This is a genomic window from Pseudomonas sp. MF08831 (genome assembly GCF_059862645.1).
Genome location: NZ_JCBCUX010000003.1, coordinates 522,632 through 535,058, shown reverse-complemented (window position 1 = coordinate 535,058; position 12,427 = coordinate 522,632). Strand labels below are relative to the sequence as shown.

16 protein-coding genes are annotated in these 12,427 nt (G+C 60.1%); 8 read left to right on the top strand and 8 right to left on the bottom strand.

The window, feature by feature from the left end:
• The first annotated feature begins 48 nt into the window (after positions 1-48).
• Positions 49-735, top strand: a complete 687-nt coding sequence (locus AC19YS_RS08665) for a dual specificity protein phosphatase family protein (RefSeq protein ID WP_500601469.1) — start codon at positions 49-51, stop codon at positions 733-735.
• A gap of 6 nt (positions 736-741) precedes the next feature.
• On the opposite strand, the gene AC19YS_RS08660 is transcribed toward AC19YS_RS08665, so the two are convergent.
• Both AC19YS_RS08660 and prlC read right to left on the bottom strand, forming a co-directional pair.
• Positions 742-1,014 (bottom strand): YheV family putative zinc ribbon protein, encoded by a 273-nt coding sequence (locus AC19YS_RS08660; protein WP_065902760.1) that lies wholly within the window; start codon positions 1,012-1,014, stop codon positions 742-744.
• Positions 1,011-3,110, bottom strand: coding sequence for an oligopeptidase A (prlC, locus tag AC19YS_RS08655; protein ID WP_500601467.1), 2,100 nt, complete (start codon positions 3,108-3,110; stop codon positions 1,011-1,013). Before prlC ends, AC19YS_RS08660 begins: the two co-directional genes overlap by 4 nt.
• Before the next feature lie 54 nt (positions 3,111-3,164).
• Here prlC and AC19YS_RS08650 point away from each other — a divergent pair, with 54 nt between their 5' ends.
• Together AC19YS_RS08650 and AC19YS_RS08645 are read left to right on the top strand one after the other, a co-directional pair.
• The gene (locus tag AC19YS_RS08650) at positions 3,165-3,707 is read left to right on the top strand and encodes a gamma carbonic anhydrase family protein (RefSeq protein WP_106576008.1); all 543 of its coding nucleotides are present in this window, start codon (positions 3,165-3,167) and stop codon (positions 3,705-3,707) included.
• Complete coding sequence (locus AC19YS_RS08645; RefSeq protein ID WP_500601465.1) at positions 3,704-4,363, top strand: HAD family hydrolase; 660 nt, start codon at positions 3,704-3,706, stop codon at positions 4,361-4,363. Before AC19YS_RS08650 ends, AC19YS_RS08645 begins: the two co-directional genes overlap by 4 nt.
• Before the next feature lie 94 nt (positions 4,364-4,457).
• On the opposite strand, the gene AC19YS_RS08640 is transcribed toward AC19YS_RS08645, so the two are convergent.
• Complete coding sequence (locus tag AC19YS_RS08640; RefSeq protein WP_448193331.1) at positions 4,458-5,501, bottom strand: aminopeptidase; 1,044 nt, start codon at positions 5,499-5,501, stop codon at positions 4,458-4,460.
• Positions 5,502-5,643: 142 nt separating this feature from the next.
• Between AC19YS_RS08640 and AC19YS_RS08635 the strand changes: the two genes are divergently transcribed.
• Positions 5,644-6,066, top strand: coding sequence for a PA0061/PA0062 family lipoprotein (locus AC19YS_RS08635; RefSeq protein WP_106576005.1), 423 nt, complete (start codon positions 5,644-5,646; stop codon positions 6,064-6,066).
• On the opposite strand, the gene AC19YS_RS08630 is transcribed toward AC19YS_RS08635, so the two are convergent.
• Both AC19YS_RS08630 and AC19YS_RS08625 read right to left on the bottom strand, forming a co-directional pair.
• The gene (locus AC19YS_RS08630; RefSeq protein ID WP_010207769.1) at positions 6,067-6,306 is read right to left on the bottom strand and encodes a DUF1161 domain-containing protein; all 240 of its coding nucleotides are present in this window, start codon (positions 6,304-6,306) and stop codon (positions 6,067-6,069) included.
• A 250-nt stretch (positions 6,307-6,556) separates the two neighbouring features.
• Positions 6,557-6,988, bottom strand: a complete 432-nt coding sequence (locus tag AC19YS_RS08625) for an OsmC family protein (RefSeq protein WP_027608131.1) — start codon at positions 6,986-6,988, stop codon at positions 6,557-6,559.
• A gap of 216 nt (positions 6,989-7,204) precedes the next feature.
• Between AC19YS_RS08625 and AC19YS_RS08620 the strand changes: the two genes are divergently transcribed.
• Complete coding sequence (locus AC19YS_RS08620) at positions 7,205-8,206, top strand: LLM class flavin-dependent oxidoreductase (protein WP_106576004.1); 1,002 nt, start codon at positions 7,205-7,207, stop codon at positions 8,204-8,206.
• A gap of 61 nt (positions 8,207-8,267) precedes the next feature.
• Here the strand turns inward: AC19YS_RS08620 and AC19YS_RS08615 are convergent, their stop codons facing one another.
• Both AC19YS_RS08615 and AC19YS_RS08610 read right to left on the bottom strand, forming a co-directional pair.
• A complete protein-coding gene (locus tag AC19YS_RS08615) occupies positions 8,268-8,495 on the bottom strand; it encodes a DUF1161 domain-containing protein (protein ID WP_106576003.1) in 228 nt (75 codons plus the stop codon).
• A gap of 115 nt (positions 8,496-8,610) precedes the next feature.
• Entirely contained in the window at positions 8,611-8,826 is a 216-nt protein-coding gene (locus tag AC19YS_RS08610; RefSeq protein ID WP_003187305.1) for a dodecin, read from the bottom strand.
• Between the two features lie 154 nt (positions 8,827-8,980).
• On the opposite strand from AC19YS_RS08610, the gene AC19YS_RS08605 reads away from it, so the two are divergent.
• Complete coding sequence (locus AC19YS_RS08605; RefSeq protein WP_003170746.1) at positions 8,981-9,307, top strand: ElaB/YgaM/YqjD family protein; 327 nt, start codon at positions 8,981-8,983, stop codon at positions 9,305-9,307.
• Positions 9,308-9,315: 8 nt separating this feature from the next.
• Here the strand turns inward: AC19YS_RS08605 and AC19YS_RS08600 are convergent, their stop codons facing one another.
• On the bottom strand, positions 9,316-10,212 hold the full coding sequence (locus AC19YS_RS08600) for a LysR family transcriptional regulator (protein WP_500601463.1): 897 nt from the start codon (positions 10,210-10,212) through the stop codon (positions 9,316-9,318).
• Between the two features lie 109 nt (positions 10,213-10,321).
• Here AC19YS_RS08600 and trpB point away from each other — a divergent pair, with 109 nt between their 5' ends.
• Positions 10,322-11,548 carry a tryptophan synthase subunit beta gene (gene trpB, locus AC19YS_RS08595; RefSeq protein WP_200624170.1) on the top strand — a complete coding sequence of 409 codons (1,227 nt, stop codon included), beginning with the start codon at positions 10,322-10,324 and terminating at the stop codon, positions 11,546-11,548.
• Positions 11,548-12,357, top strand: coding sequence for a tryptophan synthase subunit alpha (trpA, locus tag AC19YS_RS08590; protein ID WP_200624169.1), 810 nt, complete (start codon positions 11,548-11,550; stop codon positions 12,355-12,357). The genes trpB and trpA overlap by 1 nt, the downstream gene beginning before the upstream one ends.
• The last annotated feature ends 70 nt before the right edge of the window (positions 12,358-12,427 follow it).

Sequence of the window (12,427 nt, the reverse complement as noted above, 5' to 3'; positions counted from 1 at the left end):
GGCGAATCTTTGGCCCATCAGCCATTTCCCTATTCGGTTACAACGCACATGTTCGAGACTCGATTGCTGCCTGCCCTCGGCATGGCGTTCCTGGCCTTGTTCGCCACCGCGCACGCCCGGGCTGACGGCGCCTCCTCCCTACGCTCACCGGAGTGGGCCCAGCCTGTGGGCGACCAGTTCAATCTGCACCAAATCACGCCCACGCTTTATCGCAGCGCGCTGCCCAACAGCAATGCACTTCCCGTATTGGAAAATCTGAAGATCGCCACGGTGATCAACTTTCTGCCGGAATCTGATGCGACGTGGCTGAAGACATCTGATATCAAACAGGTGCAGCTGACTTATCGCACCAATCACGTCGACGATTCGGACGTGCTCGCGGCATTAAGGGCCATCCAGGATGCAGAAACCAAAGGCCCGGTGCTGATGCACTGCAAACACGGCTCGGACCGCACAGGTCTGATGGCGGCGATGTATCGCGTAGTGATCCAGGGCTGGAGCAAGGAAGATGCGCTGAACGAAATGACCCTGGGCGGTTTTGGTACCAGCAACGGTTTCAGGGACAGTGTTCGCTACATGATGAAAGCCGATGTCGACAAGCTGCGTACGGCCTTGGCGAATGGCGATTGCAGCACCAGTGCGTTTGCCCTGTGCTCGATGAACAGTTGGCTCAACACGGCCAATAGCAGCCGTGTCGACACCAAAAAAGACGCTGAACTGGTGCTGACACCCTGATGGGCGTCAGTCTTTTTTCAGCTTCGGATTGGGAAAAAACTGCACGGCCTGCACCTTCGGGTCCGGCGCTTTCAATGCCGATGTATTCACCCGCGTGCCCAACTCCTTGGGCACCGACAGACCTTGGTCATTCAACGTATCGGTATAACCGCAGGCCACACATTCGCGGTGCGGCACGTTGTCTTCGGTCCACATCTTCAACTTGTCTGGCTCACTGCACGCCGGGCAGACCGCCCCGGCGATAAATTGCTTTTTGGTAATCACAGGCCCTTCGCTCATGCTGCCGCGTCCTCACTCAGGCCGCTGTGGCGCAAGAGTGCGTCAATCGACGGCGCACGTCCGCGGAAGTCGACGAACAGCACCATCGGTGCCTGCGAACCGCCGCGCGCCAGAATGGCTTCGCGGAAGGCGCGGCCGGTCTCGGCGTTCAGCACGCCGTCTTCTTCAAACTTGGAGAAGGCATCCGCCGACAGTACTTCCGCCCACTTGTAGCTGTAGTAACCCGCCGCGTAACCGCCGGCAAAGATGTGCGCGAAGCTGTTAGGGAAGCGGTTGTACGCCGGTGGACGCATGACCGAGACCTCATCGCGCACGCCTTCAAGCACCTGCGCAACGCTGCGGCCATCGCCGTGGGTGGCATGCAGCTCGAAGTCGAACAGCGAGAATTCGAGCTGGCGCACCATCATCAGGCCGGACTGGAAGTTCTTCGCCGCGAGCATTTTTTCCAGCAGGTCCTGGGGCAGCGGCTCGCCGGTTTCATAATGACCGGAGATCAGCGCCAGGCCTTCCGGCTCCCAGCACCAGTTCTCCATGAACTGGCTCGGCAATTCCACCGCATCCCAGGCCACGCCGTTGATGCCGGAAACACCGGCGTGTTCGACACGGGTCAGCAGGTGATGCAGGCCGTGGCCGAATTCGTGGAACAGCGTGGTCACTTCATCGTGGGTCAGCAGGGCAGGCTTGCCGCTGTCGGCCGGGGTGAAGTTGCACACCAGGTTAGCCACCGGGCTTTGCAGCACGCCGTCAACCGTGCGGCGACGGTCACGCGCGCCGTCCATCCAGGCGCCGCCTCGCTTGTTGGCGCGGGCGTACAGGTCGAAGAAAAAGCGGCCGACGTGCTGGCCATTTTCCTTGATTTCGAACAGGCGAACGTCCGGGTGCCAGGTGTCGAAACCTTTTTGCTCGGCAATCTCGATGCCATACAGGCGCTGAACGATGGCAAACAGGCCGCCCAACACTTTGTCGATCGGGAAGTAGGCGCGCAGGGCTTCCTGGGACACGCTATAGCGCTGCTCGCGGAGCTTTTCGCCGTAGAAACCACTGTCCCAGCTTTGCAGATCGGCACAGCCTTGTTCGGCGGCATACGCCTTGAGCTGTTGCAGGTCCTGGGCGGCAAACGGCTTGCTGCGCTTGGCCAGGTCGCGCAGGAAGCTCAGCACCTGCTCGCTGGACTCGGCCATTTTGGTCGCCAGGCTCAACTCGGAGAACGACGCATAGCCCAGCAGTTGGGCCAGCTCCTGACGCAGGTCGAGGATCTGTTCCATCACCGGGCCGTTATCATTCTTACCGGCATTCGGGCCTTGGTCCGACGCGCGGGTGCAGTAGGCCGCGTAAACCTCTTCGCGCAGGGCGCGGTCGTGGGCGTAGGTCATTACCGCGTAGTAGCTGGGGAATTCCAGGGTGATCAGCCAGCCATCGAGGCCTTTGGCCTGGGCGGCGGCGGCCATTTGCGCCTTGGCCGAGTCGGTCAGGCCGGCGAGGGTGGCTTCATCGGTGACGTGCTTGGTCCAGGCCTGGGTGGCATCCAACAGCTGGTTGGAAAATTTGCTGCCCAGCTCGGACAGCTTGCTTTGCACTTCGGCGTAGCGCTTTTGCTGCTCAGGCGGCAAATCGATACCCGACAGGCGGAAGTCGCGCAGCGAGTGCTCAAGGATAGTTTTTTGCGCCACGTCAAAATCGGCAGCCTCGGGGCTGTTGGCCAAGGCTTCGAAGGCCTGGAACAGTGCGCGGTTCTGGCCCATCTCGGTGGAGTAGGCGCTCAACGCCGGCAGGCAAGCCTCGTAGGCTTCGCGCAATTCAGCGCTGTTGCACACGGCATTGAGGTGGCTGACCGGGCTCCAGGCGGCGCCCAGGCGGTCATTCAATTCGTCCATGGCCAGCACCAGGCCAGCCCATGTCGGATGTTTACCCTGGCTTTGCAGGATGCCTTCGATGGCAACACGGTTGTCGGCGAGGATCTGTTCGATGGCCGGTTGCACGTGCTCGGCACGGATCGCCGAGAACGGCGGCAGGTCGTAGGACTGCAGAAGAGGGTTGTTCGCGCTCACGGTGGGCACCTTGGCTGAAGAAACATGTAAGAACAAAGATGGGGCCATCTTAATTACAATCAACACCCACCGCAGCTATCAGCAGAAGAGAGAGAGGCTATCGTGACCCTTCGCACCTATCAGAACCACACGCCAACCCTGGGCGCCGGGGCTTTTGTCGATATTTCGGCGGTGGTGATCGGCGATGTCGAAATCGGCGCCGACAGCTCGGTTTGGCCGCTGACGGTGATTCGCGGCGACATGCACCGCATCCGTATCGGTGCGCGCACCAGCGTGCAGGACGGCTGCGTGTTGCACATCACTCATGCCGGGCCATTCAACCCGGACGGCTTCCCGCTGCTGATCGGCGATGACGTAACCATCGCCCACAAGGTCATGCTGCATGGCTGCACGGTGGGCAACCGCATCCTGATCGGCATGGGCAGCATCGTGATGGACGGCGCCGTAGTGGAGGACGACGTGATCATCGGCGCCGGCAGCCTGGTGCCGCCGGGCAAGAAGCTCGACAGCGGTTTTTTGTACGTGGGCAGTCCGGTAAAACAAGTCCGCGCACTAACTGACAAGGAACGCGCCTTTTTCACCTACAGCGCGGCGAACTACGTGAAGCTCAAAGACCTGCACCTGGCTGAAGGATTTGATCAATGACCCAGCGTTACCAAACCGTCCTGTTCGACCTGGATGGCACCCTGACCGACCCGCGTGAGGGCATCACCCGTTCGATCCAGTACGCCCTCGCCAAACTCGGCATTGACGAACCGGACCTGACCCAGCTGGAACACTTCATCGGCCCGCCGTTGCTGCAAGCCTTCATGCAGTTCTACGGTTTTGACGAGGCCAAGGCGTGGGAGGCGGTGAATTTCTATCGCGAGCGCTTCAAGGTTACCGGGCTGTATGAAAACCGCGTGTTCGACGGCGTGATGCCGCTGCTCGAAGCGCTCAATGGCCAGGGCCGCCAGCTGTATGTGGCCACGTCCAAGCCTTGGGTATTCGCCCGCGAGATTGCCCGGCACTTCGATTTTGCCAAGCACTTCAAGGTGATCTACGGCAGCGAGCTGGACGGCACGCGCACCAATAAAGTTGAGTTGATTGCGCATTTGATGAATGAAGAGCGCCTGGACCCGGCGACCACGTTGATGGTCGGGGATCGCAAGCATGACCTGATCGGCGCGCGCAGCAATGGGCTTGACTCGGCGGCGGTGGGGTATGGGTTTGGCAGTTTTGAAGAGTTGAGCGCTGAGGCGCCGACTTGGCATTTTGAGACGCTGGATGAGATGCATCAGGCGTTTTTGCTGCGCGCTTGATACCGCTTTCGCGAGCAAGCCCGCTCCCACACTGACCGAGTTTCAACATGAGCATGCGGTCGAATGTGGGCGCGGGCTTGCTCGCGAAGAGGCCCTAGTGGCCACCGCCCACCAACTGCCGCAACGCCGCCTTCCGCTGCTCCACCGGCAACCCACCCAGCTTCTCCACCGCTGCATAGAACTTCACCCAGTCCCCGCCTTCCTGCGCAAACAACGCCGCAAACGCCGGCACCCATTGGTCATACAGCCCAAACGGCAGCAACCGCGCGTTGTTCATCGGTTGGTTGATCCACACGTCGTAACGTTTATCTCCTCCCCACTGGCTATCGCGCATTTGCCGGTAATCGCTGCGCAAACGCTCGAATTCTGCCGCCTTGGCCTGTCGCATCACATCAACTGCCAAGGGCTGTGCGTAGAGCTTTTCGAGGCGTTTACGGGTATCCAGCACCAATCGGATAAATTGATCACGCTGCTGCAACGCTGCATCGCTCAGAGGCGCCAAGCCCCGCGCCGCACGCCATTGACGCGTGCCTTCCTGCTCGACGAAGTTGGCATATGACTCGTTGAACTCGGTGTCGTCCTTCACATAAAAACGCTGGTGCGCCAGCTCATGAAAAATCAGTGTGGCCAGACGCTCATCGCCCCAGTTCATCATCGAATTCATGATCGGGTCATTGAACCAGCCCAAGGTGGAATAGGCCTCGACGCCACCAATCGACACGTCCATGCCTCGTTGCTGCAGCAACGCCGCCTCACCGCGCGCCGCGCCCTGGTTGTAATAACCGCGATAGGCGACGCATCCGGCAATCGGGAAGCAATGGGTTTCGGGGGAGAGGGAAAATTCCGTCGTAGCGAATACATTCCAGACTACGTAAGGCCGGCCAATGTCCGCGTACAACCTGTAACTCTGGTTGTCGGGCAAGTGCAGGTGCTCACTGGCGAACGTGCGGGCTTTTTGCGACTGCACCAAGTGCTCACGCAATACCTGTGGGCGAGAAGGGTCGGCAATCACTGCGGCAACCGGCTCACGGGCCCGCAGCAATTGCCATTGGCCGCTGGCGAGCTGGCTGTAATAACTGACACTCGAGCAGCCGCTGAGCAGCACCACCATCAACCCTGGAAGAAAACGCCTCAACATGCTCCGACTGCTCCTGGGTAATTTGCTCGCCAGCCTATCCTGCCTGCACGGAATTTTTCCATGGCGTAGCGTGTTTATACTCAAGAGGAGTCTGCTGCCATCGGCGCCGGGCTCAATTCCTTCCTACCGTTGAGTGCCTGCCATGCGCCAGCTCCTGTTACCTGTCACCGTCCTGTTTCTCAGCGCCTGTGCTTCTACGCCGATTCCTCCGGTGGATCCGCACCAAGCCTGGGTCGACTTCGCCACCCCGACACCCGGCGCCAAACTGGTGATGGCCCAGCGCCTGGACGGCAAGAATCTGAATGACGGGCGTTTTTTCCAAGTGCCACCCGGCAGCCACGAGCTGATGGTGCGCTTTGATTTCGAAGTGAACACGGGTACAGGCTTTGGCGGGCTGGACCAGACGCACGACCGCACCTGTTTCATGACCCTGCAGTACGACAATTTCCAGGCAGGCCAGCGCTATGTGCTGGAAGGGCGCTCGCTGGCCTTCACGCCCAACATTCGGCTGTATAACTCAGCGCGTCAGTTGCTGGCGCAGGAACGCAGCGTGAACTGCATCTGATCAGTCGTTGTTTTTCTGATAAACGATGGCTTTGGTGCCGTTTTCACAGCTGCCGACGACCATGGCGCTGTCATGCTTGTCTGCTTCTTCCTTGCTGACGATTTCCAAGGTGTAGGACGGCACGGCGTTAGCCTGGATCTTGACCTCGATCTCTTTTCTAAGCTCTTCACAATCTTTTGGAGCGGCCACGGCCGAAGTGGCCAAAACACCGCAGATGATCGCCAAGGCAAAACGTTTCATGTGTGAAGCTCCCTGAATGCATGCGCACGAGTGTGCACCTAGCTGCATAGGCTATAGGACCACATAGGGGAAACACGAGTTCTGATTTAAAGCAGAACTAAATGTGGGAGTGGGCGTGTGTGAGAACTGGCTTGCCTGCGATGGCAGCGCCTCGGTGCAACTGCAAAACCGAGCTGTACCTATCGCGGGCAAGTGCGGTTCTTACACACACCCACTCCCACACTGGATCTACGTTGCTACGCAGACCGCATTAGCTGACGAGCGTGGCATCCAGGCTGATCTTGGCATTCAGCACCTTGGACACCGGGCAGCCTTCCTTCGCCTTCTTGCTCAGTTCGTCGAACTGCGCCTGGCTTGCGCCCGGGATCTTGGCTTTCAACACCAAATGCACGGCAGTAATCGCAAAGCCACCGTCGACCTGGTCCAGCGTCACTTCAGCCTGGGTGTCGATGCTGTCAGCCTTGAGGCCGGCGTCGCCCAGAATCATCGAAAACGCCATGGAGAAGCAGCCGGCGTGCGCCGCACCAATCAGTTCCTCAGGGTTTGTGCCCTTGCCGCCTTCGAAACGGGCCTTGAAGCCGTAGGGCGCTTCGCGCAGTACGCCGGTTTCAGTGGAAATGGAACCCAGGCCTGTCTTCAGATCACCTTCCCAATGCGCGGATGCTTTTTTAACGATACTCATAGCGGTCTCCTCGAACGGTGGTTTTGCTTCAGTAAGGTTCTGAGGATAGAAGCTCTGGCAAAGTTCATCTTGTCGGAGAAACCTAGCATTCCAGTAGGAAATTTCCCCACCTGCTATTGAATCTCGGGTATATGCCCTCATTGCATAGAACATGCACATGAAGCGGCAGGTTTTGGTTCGTCTATAAGCCTGCGCACCTATTGGAGAAGCAGGCTTATGAAATCGCTGTCCGACGTGAAATTCTCGACCCTGGACCTGGTGCCCGTGCGCGCCAACGGCAGCCCGGCGCAGTCGTTGCGCAATTCCCTGGACCTGGCCCAGCACGTGGAAAAGTTTGGCTACAACCGTTTCTGGGTCGCCGAACACCACAACATGGATGGCATCGCCAGCTCTGCCACCTCGGTATTGCTCGGCTACCTGGCCGGTGGCACCTCGACCATCCGGGTCGGCTCCGGCGGCGTGATGCTGCCCAACCATGCACCGTTGGTGATCGCTGAGCAGTTCGGCACCCTGGAAAGCCTGTATCCGGGCCGGATCGACCTGGGCCTGGGCCGCGCGCCGGGTTCTGATCAGATGACCGCCCGCGCCCTGCGCCGCGAACGCTCGGGCAGCGCCGACGACTTCCCTGATGATGTGGCCGAGCTGATGGCTTACCTGGGCCCTCGCACGCCGGATCAACGGGTTATTGCCGTGCCGGGCACCGGAACCAACGTGCCCGTGTGGTTGCTCGGCTCCAGTTTGTTCAGCGCGCAATTGGCCGGTGAGCGCGGTTTGCCCTACGCGTTCGCCTCGCATTTCGCACCACGCCTGATGCATGAAGCTATTCGCGTGTACCGCAATCACTTCAAGCCTTCAGCCGTATTGGACAAGCCCTACGTGATGCTGGGCATCCCGTTGGTGGCCGCCGATACCGACGAGCAGGCCGATTACCTGGCCACCTCGGTGTACCAGCGCATCCTCGCGCTGATGCGCGGGCAAAGCCTGGTGCAACGTCCGCCGGTCAAGACCATGGACGGCCTGTGGCTGCCCCATGAAAAAGACGCGGTTGGCAGCTTCCTCGGCCTGGCAATGGTCGGCAGCCCGGCGAAGATCCGCGCGAAACTGGACGTGCTGGTTGAGCAGACCGGTGCCGATGAGCTGATCTTTACCTGCGACCTGTACGAGCATGCCGACCGGATTCATTCCTACGAGCTGCTGGCGCAGTTGATGAAGGGCTAACATCGGCAGGCAAAAAAAAACGACGCACCTGTGCGTCGTTTTTTATGTCTGGAGCAAGGGATTAACCGCGCTTGTAGACGATTTCCTTGGTGCCGGCTTCGCAGCTACCGACGACTTTGTGGTCGCTGGGTGCCGCGCCTTTGTCTACCACCTCCAGCGAGTAACCCGAGGCGCCCTTGGCGTCGATTTTCGCTGCGATTTCGCCTTTCAGCTCTTCACAAGGCTTGCCCGCCGCCAGGGCTGTGCCCGCAATGCTCAACAAACCTACCGCTAACAGGAACTTCTTCATCCGTTACTTTCCTTGCGCTGATCGAAAAGAGCGTGCCGACGCTTTCGCATCGGCACCCATTGGTTGTAGCGCAGGTTATGGCAATCGGCCAGTCGGCAAAGTTCAACCGACGTGATCAACTACTGGCGATTCGGAATCCCACCTTGAGCGTGACCTGGAAGTGCGCGGCCTTGCCGTCCTTGATGTGCCCACGGGTTTCAGTCACTTCGAACCATTCCAGGTGCTTGATGCTTTTGTTCGCTTCGGCGAGGGCATTGTTGATGGCGTCTTCGATGCTGGTCGCCGACGAACCCACCAATTCGACTTTCTTGTACGTGTGATGATCAGACATGGCGTTTCTCCTGAGGTCTTTAGTGAGCGTAGCAGTCAATGTTCGTACTGCTTCTGGCGACTATTCCCACTCAAAAGTTCAGATTTACTGCACTTTCTGAAAACGCTGGAGTCGGTATCTACACATGCCACTCAATCACTTCAGGAGAGTCCACATGGCCAACACTTCTTTACGCAAAGCGTCGCTGGAAAGCATGGAAGCCGAGATTTCGAGCCTTCTCAAGTCCCTTGAGAGCCTTAAGGACGATGCGTCCGACGAGTCGCGCAAAACGCTGAAGGCCCTGAAAAGCAATGCCGAGAATGCTCTCAAGCACTCCCGTCATCTGATCAGCGATGCCTACGAAGAAAGCAAAGTCAAAATCCGCGAAACCGGTGTTGCAACCCGGGACTACGCACAAGAGCACCCATGGACTACCGCCGGCGTCGCCGTTGGCGCGCTGGGTCTGCTGGCGGCTTACCTGCTGTGCAAACGCGGCGACTGAAATACCGGCTACATCGGCTGGCGCAACAGCTCTGCCTTGAGCCACTGCGCCAGTTGACCCGCGCGCCCGTCTGCGGCGCGCTTGGGTAGCCATAGCGCCAGGTGCGCCGGGGTTTCGCTGAAACCCCACGGCGCCATCAGGCGACCTGCACGCAGGTCCTCTGCCACCAGCGGTTCTGGCGCAATTGCCACCCCAAGCCCTGCCACCGCCGCCTCCAGTAAATAATACAAATGCTCAAACCCCTGGCCGTGTTTCAACGCGCCGGGTGCGATGCCGTATTGCTGCGCCCAACTGGGCCAAGCTTGCGGGCGCGAAGTGGTGTGCAGCAAGGCTTCGCCGCACAGGGCGTGCGCCGGGGCTTGGCGCAAACGCTCGTAACCGGCGAAGCGCGGGCTCATCACCGGGCCGATGCGCTCACTGGCCAACTCGTACACCTGCATGTCCGCCGGCCACGGCGGCTCAGCGAACACCAGCAGGGCGTCGAGGCCGGGACGCCTGGGGTCGAGATCGCCGTCACCTGCTGACAGGTGCAAGCGCAAGTCCGGCAGGTCGGCGTTCAAGCGGCCCAGGCGCGGGATCAACCAACGCGCCAACAAACTGCCCGAACAGCCCAGCACGAACGGCGCGTCGGCGCTGGCCTGGGTCAGCTCGGCGCAGACATCCCTCAAACGTTCGAACGCCTCTGCGCTGGCATCGCGTAGCCGAACACCGGCATCTGTGAGTTTAAGGCCGCGCCCATCCTTGGCGAACAGGCTGACACCCAAATGCTCCTCCAGCACCTTCAACTGGCGGCTGACGGCGCCGTGGGTCACATGGAGTTGCTCGGCAGCCTGGCTAACGCTGTTGAGCCGGGCTGTGGCTTCAAATGCACGCAAGGCATTGAGGGGTGGAAGGTCTCGGCTCATCTGTGAGTTTTCCTGACAGGTTGCGGCGATCTTATCGGTTTTCAGCGTAGCGCGTCAGGGGTAGAGTGGCGCTCATTGCCTCTCCTCACATTCTTTACTGGAGCGCCCCATGACTCAGTCCCAGACCGATCTACGCAACGGCCCAGACGCCAACGGCTTGTTTGGCGCGTTCGGCGGCCGCTACGTCGCTGAAACCCTGATGCCGTTGATCCTTGACCTGGCCCGCGAATACGAAGCGGCCAAGATCGATCCGGCGTTCAACGAAGAATTGGCCTACTTCCAGCGCGACTACGTCGGACGTCCAAGCCCGCTGTATTTCGCTGAGCGTCTGACTGAATTCTGCGGCGGCGCCAAGATTTACCTCAAGCGCGAAGAGCTCAACCACACCGGCGCGCACAAGATCAACAACTGCATCGGCCAGATCCTGCTGGCGCGGCGCATGGGCAAGAAACGCATCATCGCCGAGACCGGCGCCGGCATGCACGGCGTGGCCACCGCCACCGTGGCCGCGCGCTTTGGCCTCGACTGCGTGATCTACATGGGCACCACCGACATCGAGCGCCAGCAGGCCAACGTGTTCCGCATGAAGCTGCTGGGCGCCGAAGTGATCCCGGTGGTCGCCGGCACCGGCACCCTCAAAGACGCGATGAACGAAGCCCTGCGTGACTGGGTAACCAACGTCGACGATACCTTCTACCTGATCGGCACCGTAGCCGGCCCACACCCCTACCCGGCGATGGTGCGCGACTTCCAGGCCGTGATCGGCAAAGAAACCCGCGACCAACTGCAAGCCCAGGAAGGCCGCCTGCCGGACAGCCTGGTGGCGTGCATCGGCGGCGGCTCCAATGCCATGGGCCTGTTCCACCCGTTCCTGGATGACACCAGCGTCGAGATCATCGGCGTTGAAGCGGCCGGCCACGGCATCGAAACCGGCAAGCACGCCGCCAGCCTAAACGGTGGCGTACCTGGCGTGCTGCACGGCAACCGCACCTTCCTGCTGCAGGATGACGACGGCCAGATCATTGACGCCCACTCGATTTCCGCCGGCCTCGACTACCCGGGCATCGGCCCTGAACACGCCTGGTTGCATGACATCGGCCGTGTCCAGTACACCTCGGTGACCGACGACGAAGCCCTCGAGGCGTTCCATAAATGCTGCCGCCTGGAAGGGATTATTCCTGCACTGGAAAGCGCCCACGCCCTGGCTGAAGTGTTCAAACGCGCACCGAACCTGCCGAAAGATCACCTGATGGTGGTCAACCTCTCCGGCCGTGGCGACAAAGACATGCAAACCGTGATGCACCATATGGAACAGTCGAAGCAGGAGAAACACTGATGAGCCGCCTGCAAACACGTTTTGCGCAACTCAAAGAACAAAACCGCGCCGCCCTGGTGACTTTCGTCACTGCCGGCGACCCGGGCTATGACACCTCGCTGGCGATCCTCAAAGGCCTGCCGGCAGCTGGTGCCGACGTGATCGAGCTGGGCATGCCCTTCACCGACCCGATGGCCGACGGCCCGGCGATTCAGCTGGCCAACATTCGAGCGCTGGAAGCCAAGCAGAACCTGGCGAAAACCCTGCAGATGGTTCGCGAGTTCCGCAAAGACAACAACGACACGCCGCTGGTGCTGATGGGCTACTTCAACCCGATCCACAAATATGGCGTGCCACAGTTCATCAGCGACGCCAAGGAAGCCGGCGTAGACGGCCTGATCGTGGTCGACATGCCGCCTGAGCATAACGGCGAGCTGTGCGACCCGGCCCAGGCAGCAGGCATCGACTTTATCCGCCTGACCACGCCGACCACCGATGACGTGCGTCTGCCGACCGTGCTCAATGGCAGCTCCGGCTTTGTGTACTACGTGTCGGTGGCCGGTGTGACCGGTGCCGGTGCGGCCACCCTGGAGCACGTTGAAGAAGCCGTGACTCGCCTGCGTCGGCATACCGATCTGCCGATCAGCATTGGCTTTGGTATCCGTACGCCGGAACAGGCAGCCGCTATCGCGCGCCTGGCAGACGGTGTGGTGGTGGGTTCGGCGTTGATCGATCACATCGCCACTGCCAAAAATGATCAGCAGGCAATTGATGGCGTGTTGACCTTGTGCGCGGCGCTGTCGGAAGGCGTTCTCAACGCCCGTAAGTAAACGCCGTGTAGCAGTAGGTAAAGTTCCTGATACAGAGGAATCATACTGTCGAATCAGTACCTAAACTGAC

Coding starts and splice junctions, on each gene's coding strand:
- AC19YS_RS08640 (WP_448193331.1), bottom strand. CDS start 5,501: ATGTTGAGGCGTTTTCTTCCAGGGTTGATGGTGGTGCTGCTCAGCGGC.
- AC19YS_RS08625 (WP_027608131.1), bottom strand. CDS start 6,988: ATGAGTATCGTTAAAAAAGCATCCGCGCATTGGGAAGGTGATCTGAAG.
- prlC (WP_500601467.1), bottom strand. CDS start 3,110: ATGGCCCCATCTTTGTTCTTACATGTTTCTTCAGCCAAGGTGCCCACC.
- AC19YS_RS08665 (WP_500601469.1), top strand. CDS start 49: ATGTTCGAGACTCGATTGCTGCCTGCCCTCGGCATGGCGTTCCTGGCC.
- AC19YS_RS08605 (WP_003170746.1), top strand. CDS start 8,981: ATGGCCAACACTTCTTTACGCAAAGCGTCGCTGGAAAGCATGGAAGCC.
- AC19YS_RS08660 (WP_065902760.1), bottom strand. CDS start 1,014: ATGAGCGAAGGGCCTGTGATTACCAAAAAGCAATTTATCGCCGGGGCG.
- AC19YS_RS08615 (WP_106576003.1), bottom strand. CDS start 8,495: ATGAAGAAGTTCCTGTTAGCGGTAGGTTTGTTGAGCATTGCGGGCACA.
- trpB (WP_200624170.1), top strand. CDS start 10,322: ATGACTCAGTCCCAGACCGATCTACGCAACGGCCCAGACGCCAACGGC.
- AC19YS_RS08600 (WP_500601463.1), bottom strand. CDS start 10,212: ATGAGCCGAGACCTTCCACCCCTCAATGCCTTGCGTGCATTTGAAGCC.
- AC19YS_RS08610 (WP_003187305.1), bottom strand. CDS start 8,826: ATGTCTGATCATCACACGTACAAGAAAGTCGAATTGGTGGGTTCGTCG.
- AC19YS_RS08630 (WP_010207769.1), bottom strand. CDS start 6,306: ATGAAACGTTTTGCCTTGGCGATCATCTGCGGTGTTTTGGCCACTTCG.
- AC19YS_RS08620 (WP_106576004.1), top strand. CDS start 7,205: ATGAAATCGCTGTCCGACGTGAAATTCTCGACCCTGGACCTGGTGCCC.
- AC19YS_RS08645 (WP_500601465.1), top strand. CDS start 3,704: ATGACCCAGCGTTACCAAACCGTCCTGTTCGACCTGGATGGCACCCTG.
- trpA (WP_200624169.1), top strand. CDS start 11,548: ATGAGCCGCCTGCAAACACGTTTTGCGCAACTCAAAGAACAAAACCGC.
- AC19YS_RS08635 (WP_106576005.1), top strand. CDS start 5,644: ATGCGCCAGCTCCTGTTACCTGTCACCGTCCTGTTTCTCAGCGCCTGT.